The organism is Parasedimentitalea marina (assembly GCF_004006175.1).
Classification (GTDB): domain Bacteria; phylum Pseudomonadota; class Alphaproteobacteria; order Rhodobacterales; family Rhodobacteraceae; genus Parasedimentitalea; species Parasedimentitalea marina.
In genome coordinates this window covers 1,636,599-1,653,301 of the sequence record NZ_CP033219.1, presented here as the reverse complement: position 1 = coordinate 1,653,301, position 16,703 = coordinate 1,636,599, and the positions used below count along the sequence as shown (strand labels likewise).

16 protein-coding genes are annotated in these 16,703 nt (G+C 51.3%); 13 read left to right on the top strand and 3 right to left on the bottom strand.

What is annotated here, in order from left to right:
* The first annotated feature begins 372 nt into the window (after positions 1-372).
* The 3 genes from EBB79_RS07950 to EBB79_RS07940 all read left to right on the top strand — a co-directional run bounded on the left by EBB79_RS07950 (position 373) and on the right by EBB79_RS07940 (position 3,918).
* Positions 373-1,863, top strand: coding sequence for a right-handed parallel beta-helix repeat-containing protein (locus EBB79_RS07950; protein ID WP_127748410.1), 1,491 nt, complete (start codon positions 373-375; stop codon positions 1,861-1,863).
* 11 nt (positions 1,864-1,874) lie between these two features.
* The gene (locus EBB79_RS07945; protein WP_164860758.1) at positions 1,875-2,894 is read left to right on the top strand and encodes an endonuclease/exonuclease/phosphatase family protein; all 1,020 of its coding nucleotides are present in this window, start codon (positions 1,875-1,877) and stop codon (positions 2,892-2,894) included.
* 61 nt (positions 2,895-2,955) lie between these two features.
* The gene (locus EBB79_RS07940) at positions 2,956-3,918 is read left to right on the top strand and encodes an endonuclease/exonuclease/phosphatase family protein (protein ID WP_127748408.1); all 963 of its coding nucleotides are present in this window, start codon (positions 2,956-2,958) and stop codon (positions 3,916-3,918) included.
* Between the two features lie 788 nt (positions 3,919-4,706).
* Here the strand turns inward: EBB79_RS07940 and EBB79_RS07935 are convergent.
* Positions 4,707-5,519, bottom strand: coding sequence for a sensor histidine kinase (locus EBB79_RS07935; protein WP_127748407.1), 813 nt, complete (start codon positions 5,517-5,519; stop codon positions 4,707-4,709).
* Positions 5,520-5,848: 329 nt separating this feature from the next.
* Here EBB79_RS07935 and EBB79_RS07930 point away from each other — a divergent pair, with 329 nt between their 5' ends.
* Genes EBB79_RS07930 through EBB79_RS07920 form a run of 3 tightly spaced genes read left to right on the top strand, consistent with a single transcriptional unit; the run spans position 5,849 to position 8,518 of the window.
* Positions 5,849-7,711 carry a CHASE domain-containing protein gene (locus EBB79_RS07930; RefSeq protein ID WP_127748406.1) on the top strand — a complete coding sequence of 621 codons (1,863 nt, stop codon included), beginning with the start codon at positions 5,849-5,851 and terminating at the stop codon, positions 7,709-7,711.
* A 7-nt stretch (positions 7,712-7,718) separates the two neighbouring features.
* Positions 7,719-8,138 carry a response regulator gene (locus EBB79_RS07925; RefSeq protein ID WP_127748405.1) on the top strand — a complete coding sequence of 140 codons (420 nt, stop codon included), beginning with the start codon at positions 7,719-7,721 and terminating at the stop codon, positions 8,136-8,138.
* Between the two features lie 23 nt (positions 8,139-8,161).
* Entirely contained in the window at positions 8,162-8,518 is a 357-nt protein-coding gene (locus tag EBB79_RS07920) for a response regulator (RefSeq protein WP_164860757.1), read from the top strand.
* A 116-nt stretch (positions 8,519-8,634) separates the two neighbouring features.
* On the opposite strand, the gene EBB79_RS07915 is transcribed toward EBB79_RS07920, so the two are convergent.
* Complete coding sequence (locus tag EBB79_RS07915; RefSeq protein WP_164860756.1) at positions 8,635-9,396, bottom strand: response regulator; 762 nt, start codon at positions 9,394-9,396, stop codon at positions 8,635-8,637.
* A gap of 286 nt (positions 9,397-9,682) precedes the next feature.
* On the opposite strand from EBB79_RS07915, the gene EBB79_RS07910 reads away from it, so the two are divergent.
* From EBB79_RS07910 to EBB79_RS07885, 7 genes are all read left to right on the top strand, one after another.
* Positions 9,683-10,075: a response regulator gene (locus EBB79_RS07910; RefSeq protein WP_238705025.1), complete on the top strand. Its 393-nt coding sequence runs from the start codon at positions 9,683-9,685 to the stop codon at positions 10,073-10,075.
* Positions 10,076-10,909: 834 nt separating this feature from the next.
* Positions 10,910-11,272 carry a helix-turn-helix domain-containing protein gene (locus tag EBB79_RS07905; RefSeq protein ID WP_127748402.1) on the top strand — a complete coding sequence of 121 codons (363 nt, stop codon included), beginning with the start codon at positions 10,910-10,912 and terminating at the stop codon, positions 11,270-11,272.
* Positions 11,273-11,491: 219 nt separating this feature from the next.
* A complete protein-coding gene (locus EBB79_RS24380) occupies positions 11,492-11,683 on the top strand; it encodes a hypothetical protein (protein WP_164860755.1) in 192 nt (63 codons plus the stop codon).
* 262 nt (positions 11,684-11,945) lie between these two features.
* Positions 11,946-12,374, top strand: coding sequence for a DUF2852 domain-containing protein (locus tag EBB79_RS07900; protein ID WP_127748401.1), 429 nt, complete (start codon positions 11,946-11,948; stop codon positions 12,372-12,374).
* An 88-nt stretch (positions 12,375-12,462) separates the two neighbouring features.
* Positions 12,463-12,894: an RDD family protein gene (locus EBB79_RS07895; protein WP_127748400.1), complete on the top strand. Its 432-nt coding sequence runs from the start codon at positions 12,463-12,465 to the stop codon at positions 12,892-12,894.
* A gap of 84 nt (positions 12,895-12,978) precedes the next feature.
* The gene (locus EBB79_RS07890; RefSeq protein ID WP_127748399.1) at positions 12,979-13,800 is read left to right on the top strand and encodes an arginyltransferase; all 822 of its coding nucleotides are present in this window, start codon (positions 12,979-12,981) and stop codon (positions 13,798-13,800) included.
* Positions 13,800-14,183 (top strand): VOC family protein, encoded by a 384-nt coding sequence (locus EBB79_RS07885; protein ID WP_127748398.1) that lies wholly within the window; start codon positions 13,800-13,802, stop codon positions 14,181-14,183. The genes EBB79_RS07890 and EBB79_RS07885 overlap by 1 nt, the downstream gene beginning before the upstream one ends.
* Before the next feature lie 165 nt (positions 14,184-14,348).
* On the opposite strand, the gene EBB79_RS07880 is transcribed toward EBB79_RS07885, so the two are convergent.
* Positions 14,349-16,703, bottom strand: coding sequence for a TRAP transporter large permease (locus EBB79_RS07880; RefSeq protein ID WP_127748397.1), 2,355 nt, complete (start codon positions 16,701-16,703; stop codon positions 14,349-14,351).

Below are 16,703 nucleotides of genomic sequence, written 5' to 3'. Positions count from 1 at the left end.
GAACACGCGATGAGCAGACCTGGGAATTGTCATCCTATTCGGGCATGAAATTCCCTGTCAGGTGACGGATACCCAAACCCGGATACTGCGCAATGTACGTTCGACGAAAAAGCTGAGTTTCGGACCTTCCCTGTGTCGGACATCAACAGCCGCAGAGCACTGGAAACCGGCTTTGCTACTTGTGACGTTGTCTGACCTACGGTTCATAGAGAATTAATTTGGAAACACCGAGCACAGGAATAGCGGTAAGCACACCCCCATTGCACACGCTTCACGAGACTATTTATTAGTGAAAAGAACAGAAACGTGACAATCTCAGAAAGTATTGACTGACTCACGTAAGCTCTTGGCCACTTTTATTTGAGGACAAACATGACTATTCATATGGCATCGCCTTCCACTCTTAATAGCATTGCAGAGCAGATCAAGCCGGGCGAAGTGATTGAACTTTCCCCAGGAAATTACAGTGCTCTCCATCTTAAGAGGCTTCAGGGCAAGCCTGACAATGTGATTACGATCCGGGGCAGCAAAGATGCCGTCTTCGATGGTGGAAAGCGCTATGAAGACTTTCGGGAGGAAGGAAATAGCATTGCCCGCAAAGCGCAAGACGAAGGCAGCTACCCAAGTTTGGGTCGCGAAGCGCATCGTGGGTTTATCCGATTGAAGAACTGTAAGCACATACGGCTTTCAGGGTTTTCAGTTCTAGGATGCTGGCCAACGGGAATTTACCTGAACAATTGCGTCGGTATCGAGATTGATAACCTGGACATGCGTGAGGGAACCTTTGCGATCTTTGCGGACGGCAGGCGCACCCGAGATCTTATTCTAAGGAACTGCACTTATGTTCAGGACATTGAAGAAGGACGGATCTGGCGGGAACTGGATTGGAAAATCATCCATGGCGGTCAAGCGGTTGATATCAAAAATGACGCCCGCGCCTTCGACGGTGAATTCTTTCGCTCCTTTGGTATCGCCGGAAATGTGACCATCGCCAACAATACCATCCGGCACGCATTCAACGGCATCCATATGTTCCATTCGGATCGTGACGGGCTTGACCGTGGCGAGAACCGGGACGTCCGCATTCACGGGAATACCTTCCGCTATATCCGTGACAATGCAATTGAACCGGAATGGGGCGGCTGGAACTGGTGGATTTATCACAACGATATATTCAATGCACACAAGTGGTTATCGCTGCAAATGCGCAGGTCTGGCCATTTCTACATTTTTGGAAACACAGGGTGGTTTGACGAAATCCCAGGCCCCGTCAACGACGAGAATAAAGGAGGCGCTGTCTTTAAGCTTCCTTCAAAGCAGAAAAGTAGTGAGGGCAGTCACTACATCTTCAATAACAGTTTCTATTTACGCTCCGCCTACATCAAGAAGAAGGAATTGCGGAACTTTTGGCATTTCAACAACGCCATCCAGTACTGCAAGCCAGAAAATCACCCGACACATACTTGTGTGAAGCGCGGTTTTTTTGGTGGTCCCTTGGGCTACACTGATCCAAATTCAGAACCGCCGGAGTTCACAAAGGACTGGAAGCGACTAAGTATTCGGTTCTTCAATGACATCATTGATCACGACGAGTATCCCGACCGATTGATCGAACGAGGTTTTCAACTTGAATCTGGCTTGTCCGATGAACCGGGCTTTACCAACCCGCGTGCGGGAGAGTTTCAGCCCGTTTCTGGTGCTGCAATGCAAGATGCCGGAATTGGGATTTCTCTGGATCTAACTGACGGTACAACTTGGGATCTGGTAGATGGCTGTAGTTTAGGAGCTTGGCAGAATGGTTCACGCCTGTCGCCTCCGGCACGCATCCCTGGAATGAACGACAATTCAAATTTAATTGGATGAAGGAGAGTGGCATGAAACTTCGAAATCATCTTTTGCCCTTAATTGCAGCATTATGGCCTGCGACGTCCATTGCAGATGAACTTCGCATTGCAACATGGAATATCGCCAACTTGCACCATGAAACCGGAGTTCCTTTGAGGGATCGAGCAACCGCTCGAGAAGACATCGACTATGAAAGGTTGAGCAACACAGCCACGGGCCTAAATGCGGACATCATTCTGCTTCAGGAGATCGGTTCACCTGCGGCTTTGGCACGCGTATTCCCAGTGTCCAACTATCACCTAATAATTTCTGATCGCTATCAGGAAGGTGATGAGAACAAGCCGCCAAATGAGAGAGACATCTTTACAGCCGTGGCGATATCGAAAGATCGTTTCGCAAGTGCGCCACCGGTCACAACAGAGCATGCATTCTCTCTGACACACTTCGATATTGACCGGGACACAAAAGAATTGACGGCACGCCCAACAAGAGCGGCTATGGTCATTGATCTGAAGATTGGCGGTCAAGAAGTTAAGCTAATTGGCCTACATCTGAAATCGTCCTGCCACCAATATTCTCTATTTCCAATCGAAGATCAGAACTTCTTTAACGAGAAACCATTTGGCTCAAGGTTTGACTGTCGAACTCTAACAGCTCAACTCGCAATACTCGAAAACTGGGTAGAGGCTCAAAAAGAAACGGGTCGCGATGTAATTCTGGCCGGCGACTTTAACCGTCGAATGAACGAGGTCACCCGCAACCCAACCCGATACGAAGATTTCTGGGGGGCTCTCAATGATGGAAATCCAAACGGCATAAGTTTGACTAAGGGACCTGAAGGGAAAGATACCGTGTGCTGGCCTAAACACACGAGCAGATTTGATGAGAATATCGACTTTATTGTGGTGGATGACGACTTGCTGGCAGGAGGCGCCGATATTGATTTCGAAAAGCTTAGCCTGGGGCACGATGATGATCCGCTATATGCTGATTACGAGAAGCAGCGTCTCAGTGATCATTGCCCAGTGGTGGTTACAATCTCGAATTGAGGACTGATTGGTCTCCGAAAACTTGCCTACCATATCTCTCAAGCATCCGGAAGGGACTTACATGCCGCCATTTCCTCGCCCAGGAACTGCCTTTGGATTTGATGCACCAAGTGAAATTTCCGCCTTACGGAATTGGAGGGATACAAAGACTGGACGCCAAATCCCGGAACGCCAGCCTGGAAAGTTCCTTCTTGGTAGCTGGAATATCGCTAATTTAGGAGACGATGGCCAGCAGCGTGATGATGCAGATGTTAAGGTCATTGCTGAACTACTAAGCTGGTTTGACGTCACCGCAGTACAGGAGGTGAAAGAGGACCTTACTGATTTCCGACGAGTTATGGATGCCCTGCCCGATCACTTCAGGGCAGTGTTTTCAGACATGGGCGGGAACAATGAGCGCATGTTGTTCGTTTATGACAGCGATCGGGTCGAACGTCTGGAGTTGGCCGGTGAGATTGCCGTGCCTCAAGGGTCGCACCGTTACATCCGGCTTCCTGGTATTGAGCAGAAGTTTCGCGGTTTTGATAGAAACCCATTTGCCGTGGCTTTTAAGGTCGAAGAAAGTGTGTTCACAGTAGTCAACGCTCATTTGTATTTTGGATCCGGAAGCAAGGTCTCAGAGAACAGGCGCGCACTTGAAACATACGCTTTGGGCAGATGGGCGGATCTGAGAATTAACAGAGGCGATGCCTATTCCGGAAACACGATAGTCATCGGCGACCTCAATATGCCTGCTGCAGTACCTGGCGACAAAATCTATGAGGCCTTAATCGCACGTGGCCTTCATGTGCCTGTGCATCAATCTCGGATCGGAACAACAATCACTGAGGGAAAACACTACGATCAACTCGCATTTTTCCCCGGTGATGCAGGTCAAGCATTTATCACGGATGGAGTATTCGATTTCGATGGAGCGTTGTTTCGCGACTTATGGAACCCAGAAATACCCCAGTCATTCGAAGAATTCACCAGATACCATATTTCAGATCATCGCCCAATTTGGGCTCAGTTTCGCACTAATTGAAGTAGTTAGAACTAGGATTCTACGTGACCAATTCTCAATAGAATATTGGTCTACTCAACAGCCGCACCGCATCAATTATGGGGGGATTACCCAAGCACTAGCTGTCGTTCACGACAACCGGCTGGAACCTTCGCTTATGTTCGAAGTACCCATTGTCGAGAGAAGCCCATTCCTGCCCTTCGTGCGGTTATGGTGAAATGGTAAGTCCCCGCCCATTGCAACCAATGCTGCGGTCGCAGATATTTGTCACGAAGTGCGGGTTCGGACCTTCGCTGCGGTCAACTCCAACGGCAGAAATGCGCAGATAGCGGGCTTTGCAAAGTCCGACAAACTGGCATTTCTAACGGCGCTAGCGGCCCTGAGCAGTCGTTGGCGACCACTGCGGTGAACAGCTGTGGAGACCTCAGCGGTCATTGCCTTGGTTATTCCACGTTGGTTGTGCGGCCTACCGCGAACAGTGTATTGTGGACTCGCCTCTTCGATAAGGGTGATGAAAGTTGCGGTTTTCTATCTTGGCACGATCAAAAGACAGAATACCTGAAATATGTTGGCAAAGGTCGCAAACAAAGGCAGACTGAGGTGATACTAGCGCAATCCATTACTCGCCCAAGCACACGACATTGGCTAAAAAAATTTGGTCCTGATAGAAATTAAGTAGAAGATTACTCTACGCGAGAAATGGCAACTCATCTCCTAACGTCCAATCCCGCGCCAAGATGCCGTCATTGCAGCTGAAAGTTAGAGCCATGTGGATGACAAGATCCAAAGAAGGCTTGGGGCAGCGCGACCTAGATTTGTATTTCTGCCGGAAATTGGAGCTTAAAGGCTGCGCCATGCCCGGTTTCAGAATGCACTGATAATTTACCGTCCCAGTGTTCAATGATTTTCTTGACCACTGCCAGACCCAATCCACTGCCTTCGACTTCGTCTCTCGGCTTTAGCGTGACAAATGGTTCAAAGATGCGTTGGTGAAACTTTTCTTCTATTCCTGGCCCATTGTCGTCGACTTCAAAAAACGCAGTTTGGTTCTGAAGGCGGCCCGTCACTCGCACATGAACGATCCCTTGGCCATGATGGCGAGCTGCGTTGGAAATCAAGTGCCTGAAAATAATAAGGAAATCCTCTCGGAAAACCTTTAAGCCGGCTAATTCCGAGGAGATGTTAATCTCATATGTTGCGTCCTTCAAAACTACTTGTGCCAGTGCATTAATTTCCGCACATGGATCAATACTACTGGTCATGGCTTTAGGGTTCGCAATTTGCGCGTATTCAACCAAGCCGACCAGAAAGTGCTCCATTTGGCCGGCCTTGCTTTTCATCATACCCAGATATTCGCTGACCTCGGTCGGGACGTCTGTTTTGGCGGTGTCAAATTCTTCGGCAATCCACTCAGGCAGGATTTGAAGCGCACGAAGGGGCGCGCGTAGATCATGCCCAATTCTGCGAGCGAGCATATTCAACTCATCCCGTGCTGGACAGTTCACACAGGTACCGGGCACGTTCATTTCTTGCCTAAACATCGACATGTCATCCTCATCGCTCTCAACATTGGGATGTCTCCCATTTGGGTAAATAGCCAGATGCCAAATATGACCAGACATTCATGAAGCTTGCGTTAGCAAAGGCCTGCACAGGTCATAGACAGTGCTGACAACGAGACATATTGTGGCTGATCACCGGCCTGAATTTACGTTTAAGTTTTTGTCGCAGGATTTTCAGGCGGGCGGTCAAAAACTGGTGTGCTCAACGACAAATATTACAAATTTGGATATTGGGGAGCACCATTTCCCGCTTTTCGGCACCGAAAGTACCCAAATTTTTGATAAAATTACTCTTAGTTTAAGCTGTGCTTAATTTATCCCTGAAACAAGGGACCGGTCGCAATTTCCATATTTGCCGACATCCAACTTCAAAACGAACAGGAAAGTAGATGACGGCACATATCCCTCCGATCCAACTGGCCCAACCACAGGCTGCCGAAAAGAAGGGTGCCAAGGGGTACTCCCGGCAACATGTCTACCCGATCGTTTTGATATGCGTCTTAGGGCTGGTTGCATCTATCGGTGCCTTTTTTGAAGTGTCCAGCCTGGAAAGACAAAACCGGGATGAACATTTTTACCGCCTGGCCCAAGAGCAAAGTCAGGCACTGCATTCGGAAATTGAAGCCAGTGCAGCCGCGTTGCGATCAATTCGAGGGCTATTTGACGCTTCTGATCATGTTAGTCGCGCCGAATTTGGCTCCTTTATCGAAGCATTGGACGTGGATAGCCACATTCAGGCCTTGGAATGGATTCCTCGCGTCCCACATGCCGAGAGAACAGCATACAGTAATCTTGCCAGACAAGACGGGTTACCGGAATTCCAGTTTACGGAACGCTCAAGTCAGGGTGTCATTGTTCCTGCTGAGGAGAGAGATGAGTACTACCCTGTATACTATGTCGAACCGATTGCCGGAAATGAAAGGGCTGTTGGGTTTGACCTTGGTTCAAGTTCAACTCGCCTGGAAGCTCTTCACCAGGCCCTCAGTAGCGGTGCAGAAGTTGCTTCAGCCCGGATCACATTGGTACAGGAAACTGGCGAACAATTTGGTTTTTTGATTTTCATACCAATTTACGATGAAGGTTCTGTCCCGACCAACGCACAAAGCCGAAAAGATTTACTGAGAGGGTTCGGTCTGGGCGTGTATCGAATGGGTGATTTGGTAGCCTCAGCGTCAGCGATGGCGCGCACTGACATCTCCGATATAAACATGTTCATCTTCGACAAAACTGCGGATCCTGGACAACAGCTGCTATACCCGAAGGGTTCCGAATTTGAGAGCGACGATAGTATCCCATCTGATCTTCGATATGTAACAGACATTGATTTCTCGGGGCGTGAGTGGCGGATGGTTTCGGTTCCCTCTTCAGGTTCGATATTTGCCAAAGCACCAATGACACCTTGGTTGGTTATGGTTCTGGGATTGTTCATTACCGGATTGGCTGCTCTCTATTTCAACGTTGTGCATGGCCGGAAACTCTACGCTGATACGTTGGTAGAAACGCGGACTGCCGAATTGGTTGCCGTCAATCACCAGCGCGGTCAGATATTAAGAAAATTGCAGCGTTCCAACGAAGACTTGGAATCCTTCACCTTCATTGCGTCTCATGACCTCAAGGCGCCATTGCGCGGAATAGATAATCTAGTTTCCTGGATTGTTGAGGATGAAGAGAGCCATCTAAGCGAAGAGTCCAAGCATAATGCCGAAAGGCTACGCGTTAGGGTCAACAGGCTGGAAAATCTGCTGGACGGATTGCTTGAATATTCAAAGTTGGGTCGAATGGAAATCGTAGAAACTTCGGTGGATTCCCGCTCCATGTGCCAGGAAATAGCCGAGTACCTGGCTCCGCCTGAGGGGTTCTCGATAAATATCGGGGACAAGATGCCAAACTTCGCCACATCTAAACCGGCACTGCAGACCGTCCTCAACAATTTGATCAGCAATGCTGTAAAGCACCATGATAGGGATGCGGGAACGATCTCGGTATCTTCCGAAGATCTGGGGGCGGAGTTCAAGTTTCAGGTCACAGATGATGGCCCCGGCATCGACCCTTCACATCACAAACGGATTTTTGAGGCGTTTCAGACGCTGTCACCACGTTCCAAGGTCGACACCAGTGGCATTGGCCTCGCCCTTGTCGCACGGACCGTTGCTGCGGCGGGCGGCGTTATCAATGTTCACTCGGAAGTTGGAAAACGAGGAACGACGATGAGTTTCACCTGGGCTAAAAAATGGCCCACATTGGAGGGATAAAATGGACATGAACGACATTAAAATTCTTTTGGTCGATGACGACGACGTCGACGCCGAGATGGTGATCCGGGGTTTCAAGAAAAGCCGGATCGGCAATGACATCACTGTCGCCGAAGATGGCTTCCAGGCCTTGTCAATTTTACGGGAAAACGGCAATGATGCCTTCCGCAAACCCTTCATTGTGCTGCTTGATCTGAACATGCCGCGGATGAACGGCTTTGATTTCCTTGAAGAGCTTAGAAATGATGAAAATCTGCGGGATTCAATCGTTTTCGTCCTGACAACGTCAAAAGCTGATGTTGACCGTACGCGGTCCTACGAAAAAAATATTGCCGGATATATCGTCAAATCCGAAGTGGGCCCATCCTTTACAAAAGCCATCGACCTGCTCAAGTGTTACTGGACTACAGTTACGTTGCCGACATGACAGGTGCTAGCCAGAACCCGCGTATGTTGATTGTCGATGATGACGACGTTGACCGGGAATATCTGCGCCGTCTTCTGCGCAGGGCCGATGCGCAGGTGGAGATTGTTGAAGCAACAGACCTGTCCTCGGCGCTTCAACATCTAAAGGAAGGCCGTGTTTTTGACTGTGTTTTTCTGGATTCCCGATTGCCGGACGGTGAAGGAGTAGATTTGGTCGATCGCTTCGCCAACACATCTAACGTCGTTTTCTTATCAGGGTCAGATGACCAAACAGTCAATAATGAAGCTTTGCAGCGCGGTGCGACCGCCTGCTTTGGGAAAGGTTCAGTTACCCTGAAGATACTGAACCAGACTATTGGCTTGAACTCGCGCGGCGGCTAATATCCGGGATTAATTCACCCAAAAACACATCATAGAAAGTTTTGAACTTCTATGGTCGAGCGCGCAGGTGGAAGCAGGACGGATTGTTTTCAGTCACGCTAGATAGAATGTCTCTGTTAGGTCTTTCGACGAAACAAGGAGGGGCGTTTTTTAGATTGTTGAACTAAATCCCAACCTTTTGTGTGACCTGAGGCCTTAGGGCGAATTATTTCTTTGTGATCGAGTGCAACCTCTACATCCGGCGGGATCTGACGAAGAGCCACAGTTTGTACGGGTGTAGTGTTGCTCAAGACACTGGACAAGTTGCCCTCATCCGCAAGGGAAGCCAGATCTTGGAGGAATTCATCCATTCGCGCGCAGGTATTCTCGATCTGCGTCATGTTTGTTGATGATATACAGCCTTCCGGGTTTTCAGCGCGCAATTGACGTACATGGCGCATCATACGTGTCAACATCGGGCGCATTTCCTGGCTGCATGCTTCCGAGAATTTCTTCAGCAGTGCTTCCATCGACTTAGTGTCTGCCTCGGCCTTATGCGCAACATTCGAAAGCGTCCTTTTTTGCAACGCATTCAGGGTTGCCCGTTCCAGAGACGCCGTCGAGAGCCTGTCTTTTTCAATATAGTCAGCGAACCCGGACCGAACGGCCTCTAAAGCGACTTCAGCCTGGCCATCACCCGCAATCATGATCATTGCAGCATTACTGTTGACCGAGTGGTTGCGAACAACTGGCAACAAGTTCAAACCGCTGACCCCGGGAAGGCTCAGGTCGACAAAGATCACGTCATACTTATCTTGGTCCAGCGCACGGCCGAATTCTTCTGGTTCGGCGGCTTCGTGAATTAGGAAATCAAGGCCAGTCTGATCAGCAATACGCATCAACCGACGCCGGTCGAACGCGTTGTCATCTATAACCAACGCACTTATTAGACCAACATTCTCCAACTTCGTTGCAGTTAAAGACATCTTTTACCTCTCAGCTCAGAATTCACCCGAAATTGATGCTAGATGTATCGAAGTTAATACGATCCTAAGGATTGATGAATCTTTTTGCGCTATTTTAACTTTAAGCATTTCTTAACTTGGCGGCCCGAAACTCTGCAATCGTCTGTGAATCTTGGAGAACACGCTAGGGTTTATCCGTTGCAACAAAGGGAGCAAGAACGTGGCACGCACAAAGTTCGGTGATCCCATCCTTCATTGTCTGATTGTCGATGACAGTTCGTTTGATCAGGAAATGATGTATCGTACTGCCAAAAAGGCAGTGGAAAACATGAAAGTACGGATAGTAGGTACTCTGCAGGCTGCACGAGAGTCGTTGATGGATGGTCCAGTTTCATTGATCATTCTGGACAACTCTCTTCCGGATGGAAAAGGCGCGGATTTCGCATTGGAACTGGTACGCTATCCTAGGCTTGCAAAGATTCCCGTCATCATCGCCTCGGATTGGCCATCACCATTTATGTGGGACAAAGCCAGTACCGCCGGGGTCAGGTGTGTTGTGACAAAATCCGAGTTCAGTTCCGAACTGGTTTGCAAAGTGCTGAACGTTTCCTGACACTTACTTTTTTGATCCCATAATAATGAGGGAATAGCAGGCTTGCAAACCTTGCAAATGACGTTCAGAATATACGAAAATGAATGATGCTTTCGGTGAGAAGTAATTTCAACAGCAACCGAACAGGTCGACTACAGCACTCAACATGGAAAAGACACCTGAACGATATTTGTGAAATGGTACGGACGGACAAGAGAAACGAGGGCTATTTCGATCAGCTTCTGCTCAACTGACTTCCGCTTTCTGCGACTTTCCACTTCTCATTGGCACCTGCGCTGCAACTGAAAAGAACGGCAATTCTGTCAACAAGGCAGCCGTTCGCTCCTTTAGCAGCGATCTTCCTCTTTCCGCCCTTATTACCCTATATGCCGCCTCATGCTGCACCCGGCACGAATGTCGTAGAAGGGCTGGAACCGGCCGTTAGACGAGTTTGGCATAGATGGCGGCTTTGGACCGTTACTCCAGTTGGATCAACAACAGTAATGACGGCAAGGTCCGCAGGCGAGATGGAACAGACCGACGGCCCGCCATTTGCACCGCGCAAGCAACCACCCTGATCCGGTATGCCAAACTAAAGCTGGCTTTTGGAGCGAAGCCTGAACATCCCGGAAGGTAAGCGCTATACTCCGTTTTACGACGCAGCTCCCGCAAATAGCTGTGGGTGTCTGCGGTTTAGCACCGCTGCAAATATGGCAGTATGGTCGCTGTTCCACTGACCACCTTTTATCTAGCTGAATGCCTAGGTCTTGTCCGATGACAAGGCGGCAGTGGCTGGGCTGCTACACACTTTCTCCCGTGAGTACCGTGACCTTGAACACTTGATAAGGCCACGCGGTGACCCCTCCTGACCTGCCCCATCCAAAACCAACCGCCCAGGTCGAACCCTACTTCGAGATCCTGGGCCTGGACGACACTCTCCGCTTTTTGGAGGCCTTCGGTGGCACCGAAATCTATATTGCAGGCAACCCCGGAACCCGCTCCAGCGTCGTTGCTGTGGTGGGATATGACAAGGCCAAGGCGTTGACGGAAATATCTCACCGGTTGCAACCTCGCGTCCCACTGGCCAAAAAGTGGCGGACCCTCGCGTATAAAGCCCAGGGTTTGTTGACGGTTCAGATCGCACGCAAACTCTGTGTGACCGATGTGGCAGTTCGCAATTGGCTGAGGGCTGACGCGAACAAGGACGCTGCCCGCTGAGATTGCCCCCTGGCCTCCCATTCAATGCTTCAGCTCGTCTTTGACGTTTCGCGACAACGGCGTTCAAAGACCGTTTAAAGGCTGTTTAAAGACGCGGTCAAACAGACAATTTGAAGGGTTTGAGCCCCTGCCCGTTCAGTTACTGCAATAACCTCTGTCCCAAAACGTCCGTCCCCAAGGCATCCAAATCGGCTAAGGTCACTCAAAAGGGAGGCGATGATGCGTAAACCAAAACCTGCTCGGGAACGAGCTGCGCGAGCGCTCTGCGAGTTTCAAGGTAATCCGCCCGACGTCAAGATGGATGGGTCCCCTATGTGGATTTCCTATTTGCCGGAAGTAGATGCGGTACTGCAAGCCGCACTCAGCACCGAAGACTGGGCCAAATTGATAGTCGCTGAAAGCCGGGAATGACAGGCGCGAAATACCGCGCTAGATTACCTCAAATCCAAAAACGAGTTGCTGCAACTATCTCTGTCCATCCATGCAAGAAAGTCTGTCCGGCTACACCAAAAACGAGTTGCTGCAACTTTCTCTGTCCATCCGTGCAAGAAAGTCTGTCCGGCCACACTCAATGTAAAAAAGATTTACATGGCACTTGCAATGCAACCACCGAGTTCCGATATAGCATAATGTGAAAGGAATTTACATTCACTCAAACTCAGGGAGACATTAAATGACCACCTACACCGAAACCGTTGCCCCTCCGACGAGCGATCAGGGATGGTTTTCCCGTGGCGAGTCCTGGTTGGATGATAAAGGCAAAGGCGCCTGGATCGCCGCCATGGTTCTTGGCTTTGTGTTTTTCTGGCCAGTCGGCCTGGCCCTTTTGTTTTACATGATCTGGAGCAAAAAAATGTTCGCATCCTCATGCCGTACACGCAGCCGTGGCAAAGCTTGGTCCCGCCATTCGATGTCTTCGACTGGCAACAGTGCTTTTGACGCTTATAAACATGACACCCTGCGCCGCCTGGAACAAGAACAAAGCGATTTCGAGAGCTTCCTGCAGCGCCTGCGTGACGCCAAAGATAAGGCCGAATTTGACGATTTCATGGATGATCGCGCCAAGGCGGCCGGTGCTGACGGCGCCGCCAAAGAATCCTGATTTTAAAGCTCTCCGCGGGTCAGTGACCCGGGCCAGTCCCCCTGCCCATGTCCGGGCAGGGATTTTACATTGCGAGGACCCAATTGCCATGACCGCCCTGCCCGACCCAGATTATCAACCGCAGTTCTATCAGGCGGTGGCCAGTAAACGCCTGTTGGCCTGGGTGATTGATAGCGTCATAATCGCCGCTTTGTGTTTTGCTGTGTCGGTGATGACCGTGTTCATCGGTTTCTTTTTCTGGCCGCTGCTCTTTATTGTCCTTGGCTTTGCATACCGTGTGGTCACCATCGCCAACGGGTCAGCGACCTGGGGCATGAGCTTTGCCGGAATTGAGTTACGAACTCTCTCCGGTCAAAAATTCGACCTCCGTCTGGCCGTTTTCCACACTGCCGGTTACTCGTTCTCGCTGATGATACCGGTATTGCAGGTCATCTCGGTGATTATGATGCTGACCTCGTCTCGAGGACAGGGGCTGACCGATGCCTGCCTTGGTACTGTGGCGTTGAATAGACGAGTCTGAAACCATTTCTCAGATCCGCTCTTGGCGCAGTCCGCATGGGTTGTTATCATTCGGATAAATGTCACGTCATCATCCTGGAATTTCATGCGCCATACGCTCCCGATTGCTCCGCAGTTCTATGTGACTGCTCCGCAACCCTGTCCCTATCTGGCGGACCGGATGGAGCGAAAACTGTTTACTGCTCTGCAAGGAGACGAAGCTGAGCAACTGAACAACAGCCTGTCGCAACAGGGTTTCAGACGCTCGCAGAACGTGTTGTACCGACCATCCTGTGCTGACTGTTCCGCCTGTCTATCGGCCCGGATCAAAGTCTCGGACTTCGTCCCATCGCGCGGTCAGAAACGCACCTTGCGACGCAATACTACGCTGGAACGCCGTGCGACCTCGCCTTGGGCAACAGAAGACCAATACGCATTGTTTCGCCGCTATCTCGACAGTCGCCACGCAGATGGCGGTATGGCCGATATGGATGTGTTCGAATTTGCCGCCATGATCGAGGAAACCCCGATCCGCAGCCGTGTGGTAGAATACAATGAAACCGAGCAGAACCAACTTACGGCTGTTTCTCTCACCGATGTGCTCGAGGACGGGCTTAGCATGGTGTATTCCTTCTACACCCCCGACTTGCCCAAAAACTCGCTCGGCACCTATATGATCCTGGATCACATCGATATCGCCCGCGAGGCAGGACTGCCCTATGTCTATCTCGGCTATTGGGTGCCGGGCAGCCCCAAGATGGGATACAAGGCCAGTTTTACCGGGCTTGAGATTTATAATGGCGGTGGTTGGCAGCCCATGCAGGACGCAAAAGCCTTCGAGGCAGGTCTTCACCCGCTCTCAACTGACCCCATCGCCGAACAGGTTGCCAATATCAATCTGCCCGATCGACGTCTGCAGATCCGATAATACAGCAGCTTCATGCCTTTTCACTGGTGATCCCGGACTACGACGCAGCGATTAACTTCTATTGCGGAGTTTTGGGCTTTCAACTGATCGAAGACATCGACCAAGGGCATAAACGTTGGGTTCGCATCATGCCGCCCGGCGCCAGCCAAGGAAGCCTGATCCTGGCCCGCGCCACAGGTGATCGGCAAAGTGCCGCCATCGGCAATCAGTTTGGCGGCCGGGTCGGATTGTTTCTGCAAACGGATAATTTTACCCGCGACCATGCGGCCATGTTGGCCAAAGGCGTCCAGTTCGAGGAAGCCCCTCGCTATGAGCCGTATGGCACCGTCGCCGTCTGGCAAGACCCCTTCGGCAACCGCTGGGACCTTCTGCAATTGTCGTAACTGTACTCCTGCAGCGGCAACTTGCACTCTTCGGATCTCTTCATCTGGCCAGAAATATCCCGGGGGTGAATTGGCCGACCAGGCCAAGAGGGGGCAGCGCCCCCTGGCATCCAAAATGCAACAAGGGGCCCCATAGGACCCCTTGTCATTGATATCAACTGAGCATCAGCCCCCAATCAGTGCCGGTACAATCGTCACGATCACTGGGAAGAAATACAGCAATGCCAGCCCGCCAACCTGGATCAGCACAAATGGGATCACACCGCGATAGATATGCCCGGTGGTCACTTCCTTGGGCGCTACCCCTCGCAAATAGAACAGCGCAAACCCAAACGGCGGTGTCAGGAACGAGGTCTGCAAGTTCACTGCAATCATGATGGTCACCCATTTGGGATCAAACGACCCACCATAGATAATCGGCCCAACAATCGGGATCACGATGTAGATAATCTCCAGGAAATCCAGCACGAACCCTAAGAAGAATAACACTACCATAACGATCAGGAAGACCTTCACCTCGTTATCATAGCTCTTCAGGAAATCCTGAATATACTCTTCCCCGCCAAAGGAGATCACCACCAGGTTCAACAGCTGCGAGCCGATCAGAATGGTGAAAACCATCGAGGTCACCTTGGCAGTTTCCCGCACGATCGGGGACAACACACCGCCCTTGAACAGCACCCAGCACCCGTACAGCAGTCCAAACAGCGCATAGAGATAGGTTGCATAGGCAAAGGCAAAGGCCACCCAGGTTTCGAAACTGACCTTTGGCTGGTTGATCCGCAGATCAAAGTTCACTCCGATCAGAATACAAATCAGCACCGCAAATGTTGACCAGATGATGATCTTTCCCGAACGACCTTCGTCTTGCAGCTTGCGATAGGCCGCCAGCATAATGGCTCCGCCTGCCCCCAACGCCGCTGCGGGTGTCGGATTGGTGATCCCGCCCAGGATCGAGCCCAGAACCGCGATGATCAGCACCAAGGGTGGGAACACCACCCGGATCAGATCATTGCGCGCACAGCGGACTGCGGCTTCACGACAGCCGTACAGCGCCAGTAATGCTGGAATTGCAATCATGATGACGGTCCAGCCTGGCGAGGTTGTAGGCGCAATGTTCACTGCATCCACCAGTGCAACCAGCAATACACCAATGGCGCCCAGGATCAGCGGTTTGGCATCGCTGGATGGCGAAACCCCGCGTCCCACCGCCAAAGTCAATCCCATCAGAACCATCAAAATAGTCAGGCCAGTCCCAATAGGTGCAGCTGCCGCGATCTTGGCCGCTTTGGCTGCTGCCAACTCGTCATCGCTCAAACGCAAGCTTTCGGTGATCCCACCCGCATCGTTGATCGCCTGTTGCTCGGCCGCCGCAGCGTCCCAGGCTTCTTGCCCGTGCAGCTCGATCATCGAAGCCTGACATTCCGCCCCGACATTGGTGCGCAATGAGGCCGTCTGACCGATATCTGAGAAGGATGAGACCGTAATGTCCTGACTGCCGATTAACCCTATCGAGCCAAGCAACATGGCGCCGCCAATCAAAGCGACAGGAACTGCCAGGAACCAGGTCAGACTTTCGGACCGCGTAATCGGTTCGTTGCCACTGTCTGCCATTGCCACCGCAGGCGCTTTGCCCGGGTTCAGCATTGCGTAGCCAAATGCATAGAGCGCATAGAGTAACGCCAGCATAATCCCCGGCAGCAACGCCGCTTGGAACAAGGTCCCTACCGACACAACCGCGGGCTCACCCAGATAGGTCAGAGCATCAGAACAGCCCTGCTCCATCGCGCGTGTTTCCTGCGCGGTAGAGTAAAGGTCACCCGCCAGTGTGCCCAAAAGAACGATCACGATTGACGGTGGAATGATCTGCCCCAGGGTCCCTGAAGCTGCAATCACCCCGGTCGCCAGTTCGGGCGAATAGTTGTTGCGCAACATGGTTGGCAAGGCCAGCAGCCCCATCGTGACCACCGTCGCCCCCACGATACCGGTTGACGCTGCAAGGAAAGCCCCCACAACCACAATCGACACCGCCAAGCCACCAGGCAGCGGGCCAAACACCCGCGCCATCGTGGTCAACAGATCGTTGGCGATTTTTGAGCGTTCCAGGGTGATCCCCATCAGCACGAACATCAACACTGCCAACAAAGTCTCAATCGAAGCGCCCGCCAGAACCCGCTCGTTCATCCGGTTCACAATGAACGAGATGTTGCGGTCTATTGCGGTTTCCCAACCGCTGGCGAACACCGGTTCAGCCAGTCGTGGCAGATCCGGATATCGGAAAACCGACACCACATCCGGCCTGACGCCTGAACCAACCAGATCTCTATAGGCCTGAGATGAGGTATCAATGGCATGGTGAATCAGCAGTCCTGCTGAATCAAGCGAGGCAATGATACCAAAAGAGATGATGCCGGCACCACCGATGGCAAAGGCCACCGGGAAACCTGACAAGATGCCTCCGAAAAGGCAGAAAAATACGATGAGCAAGCCGACTTCGACGCCATCAAGACCGAATCCCAT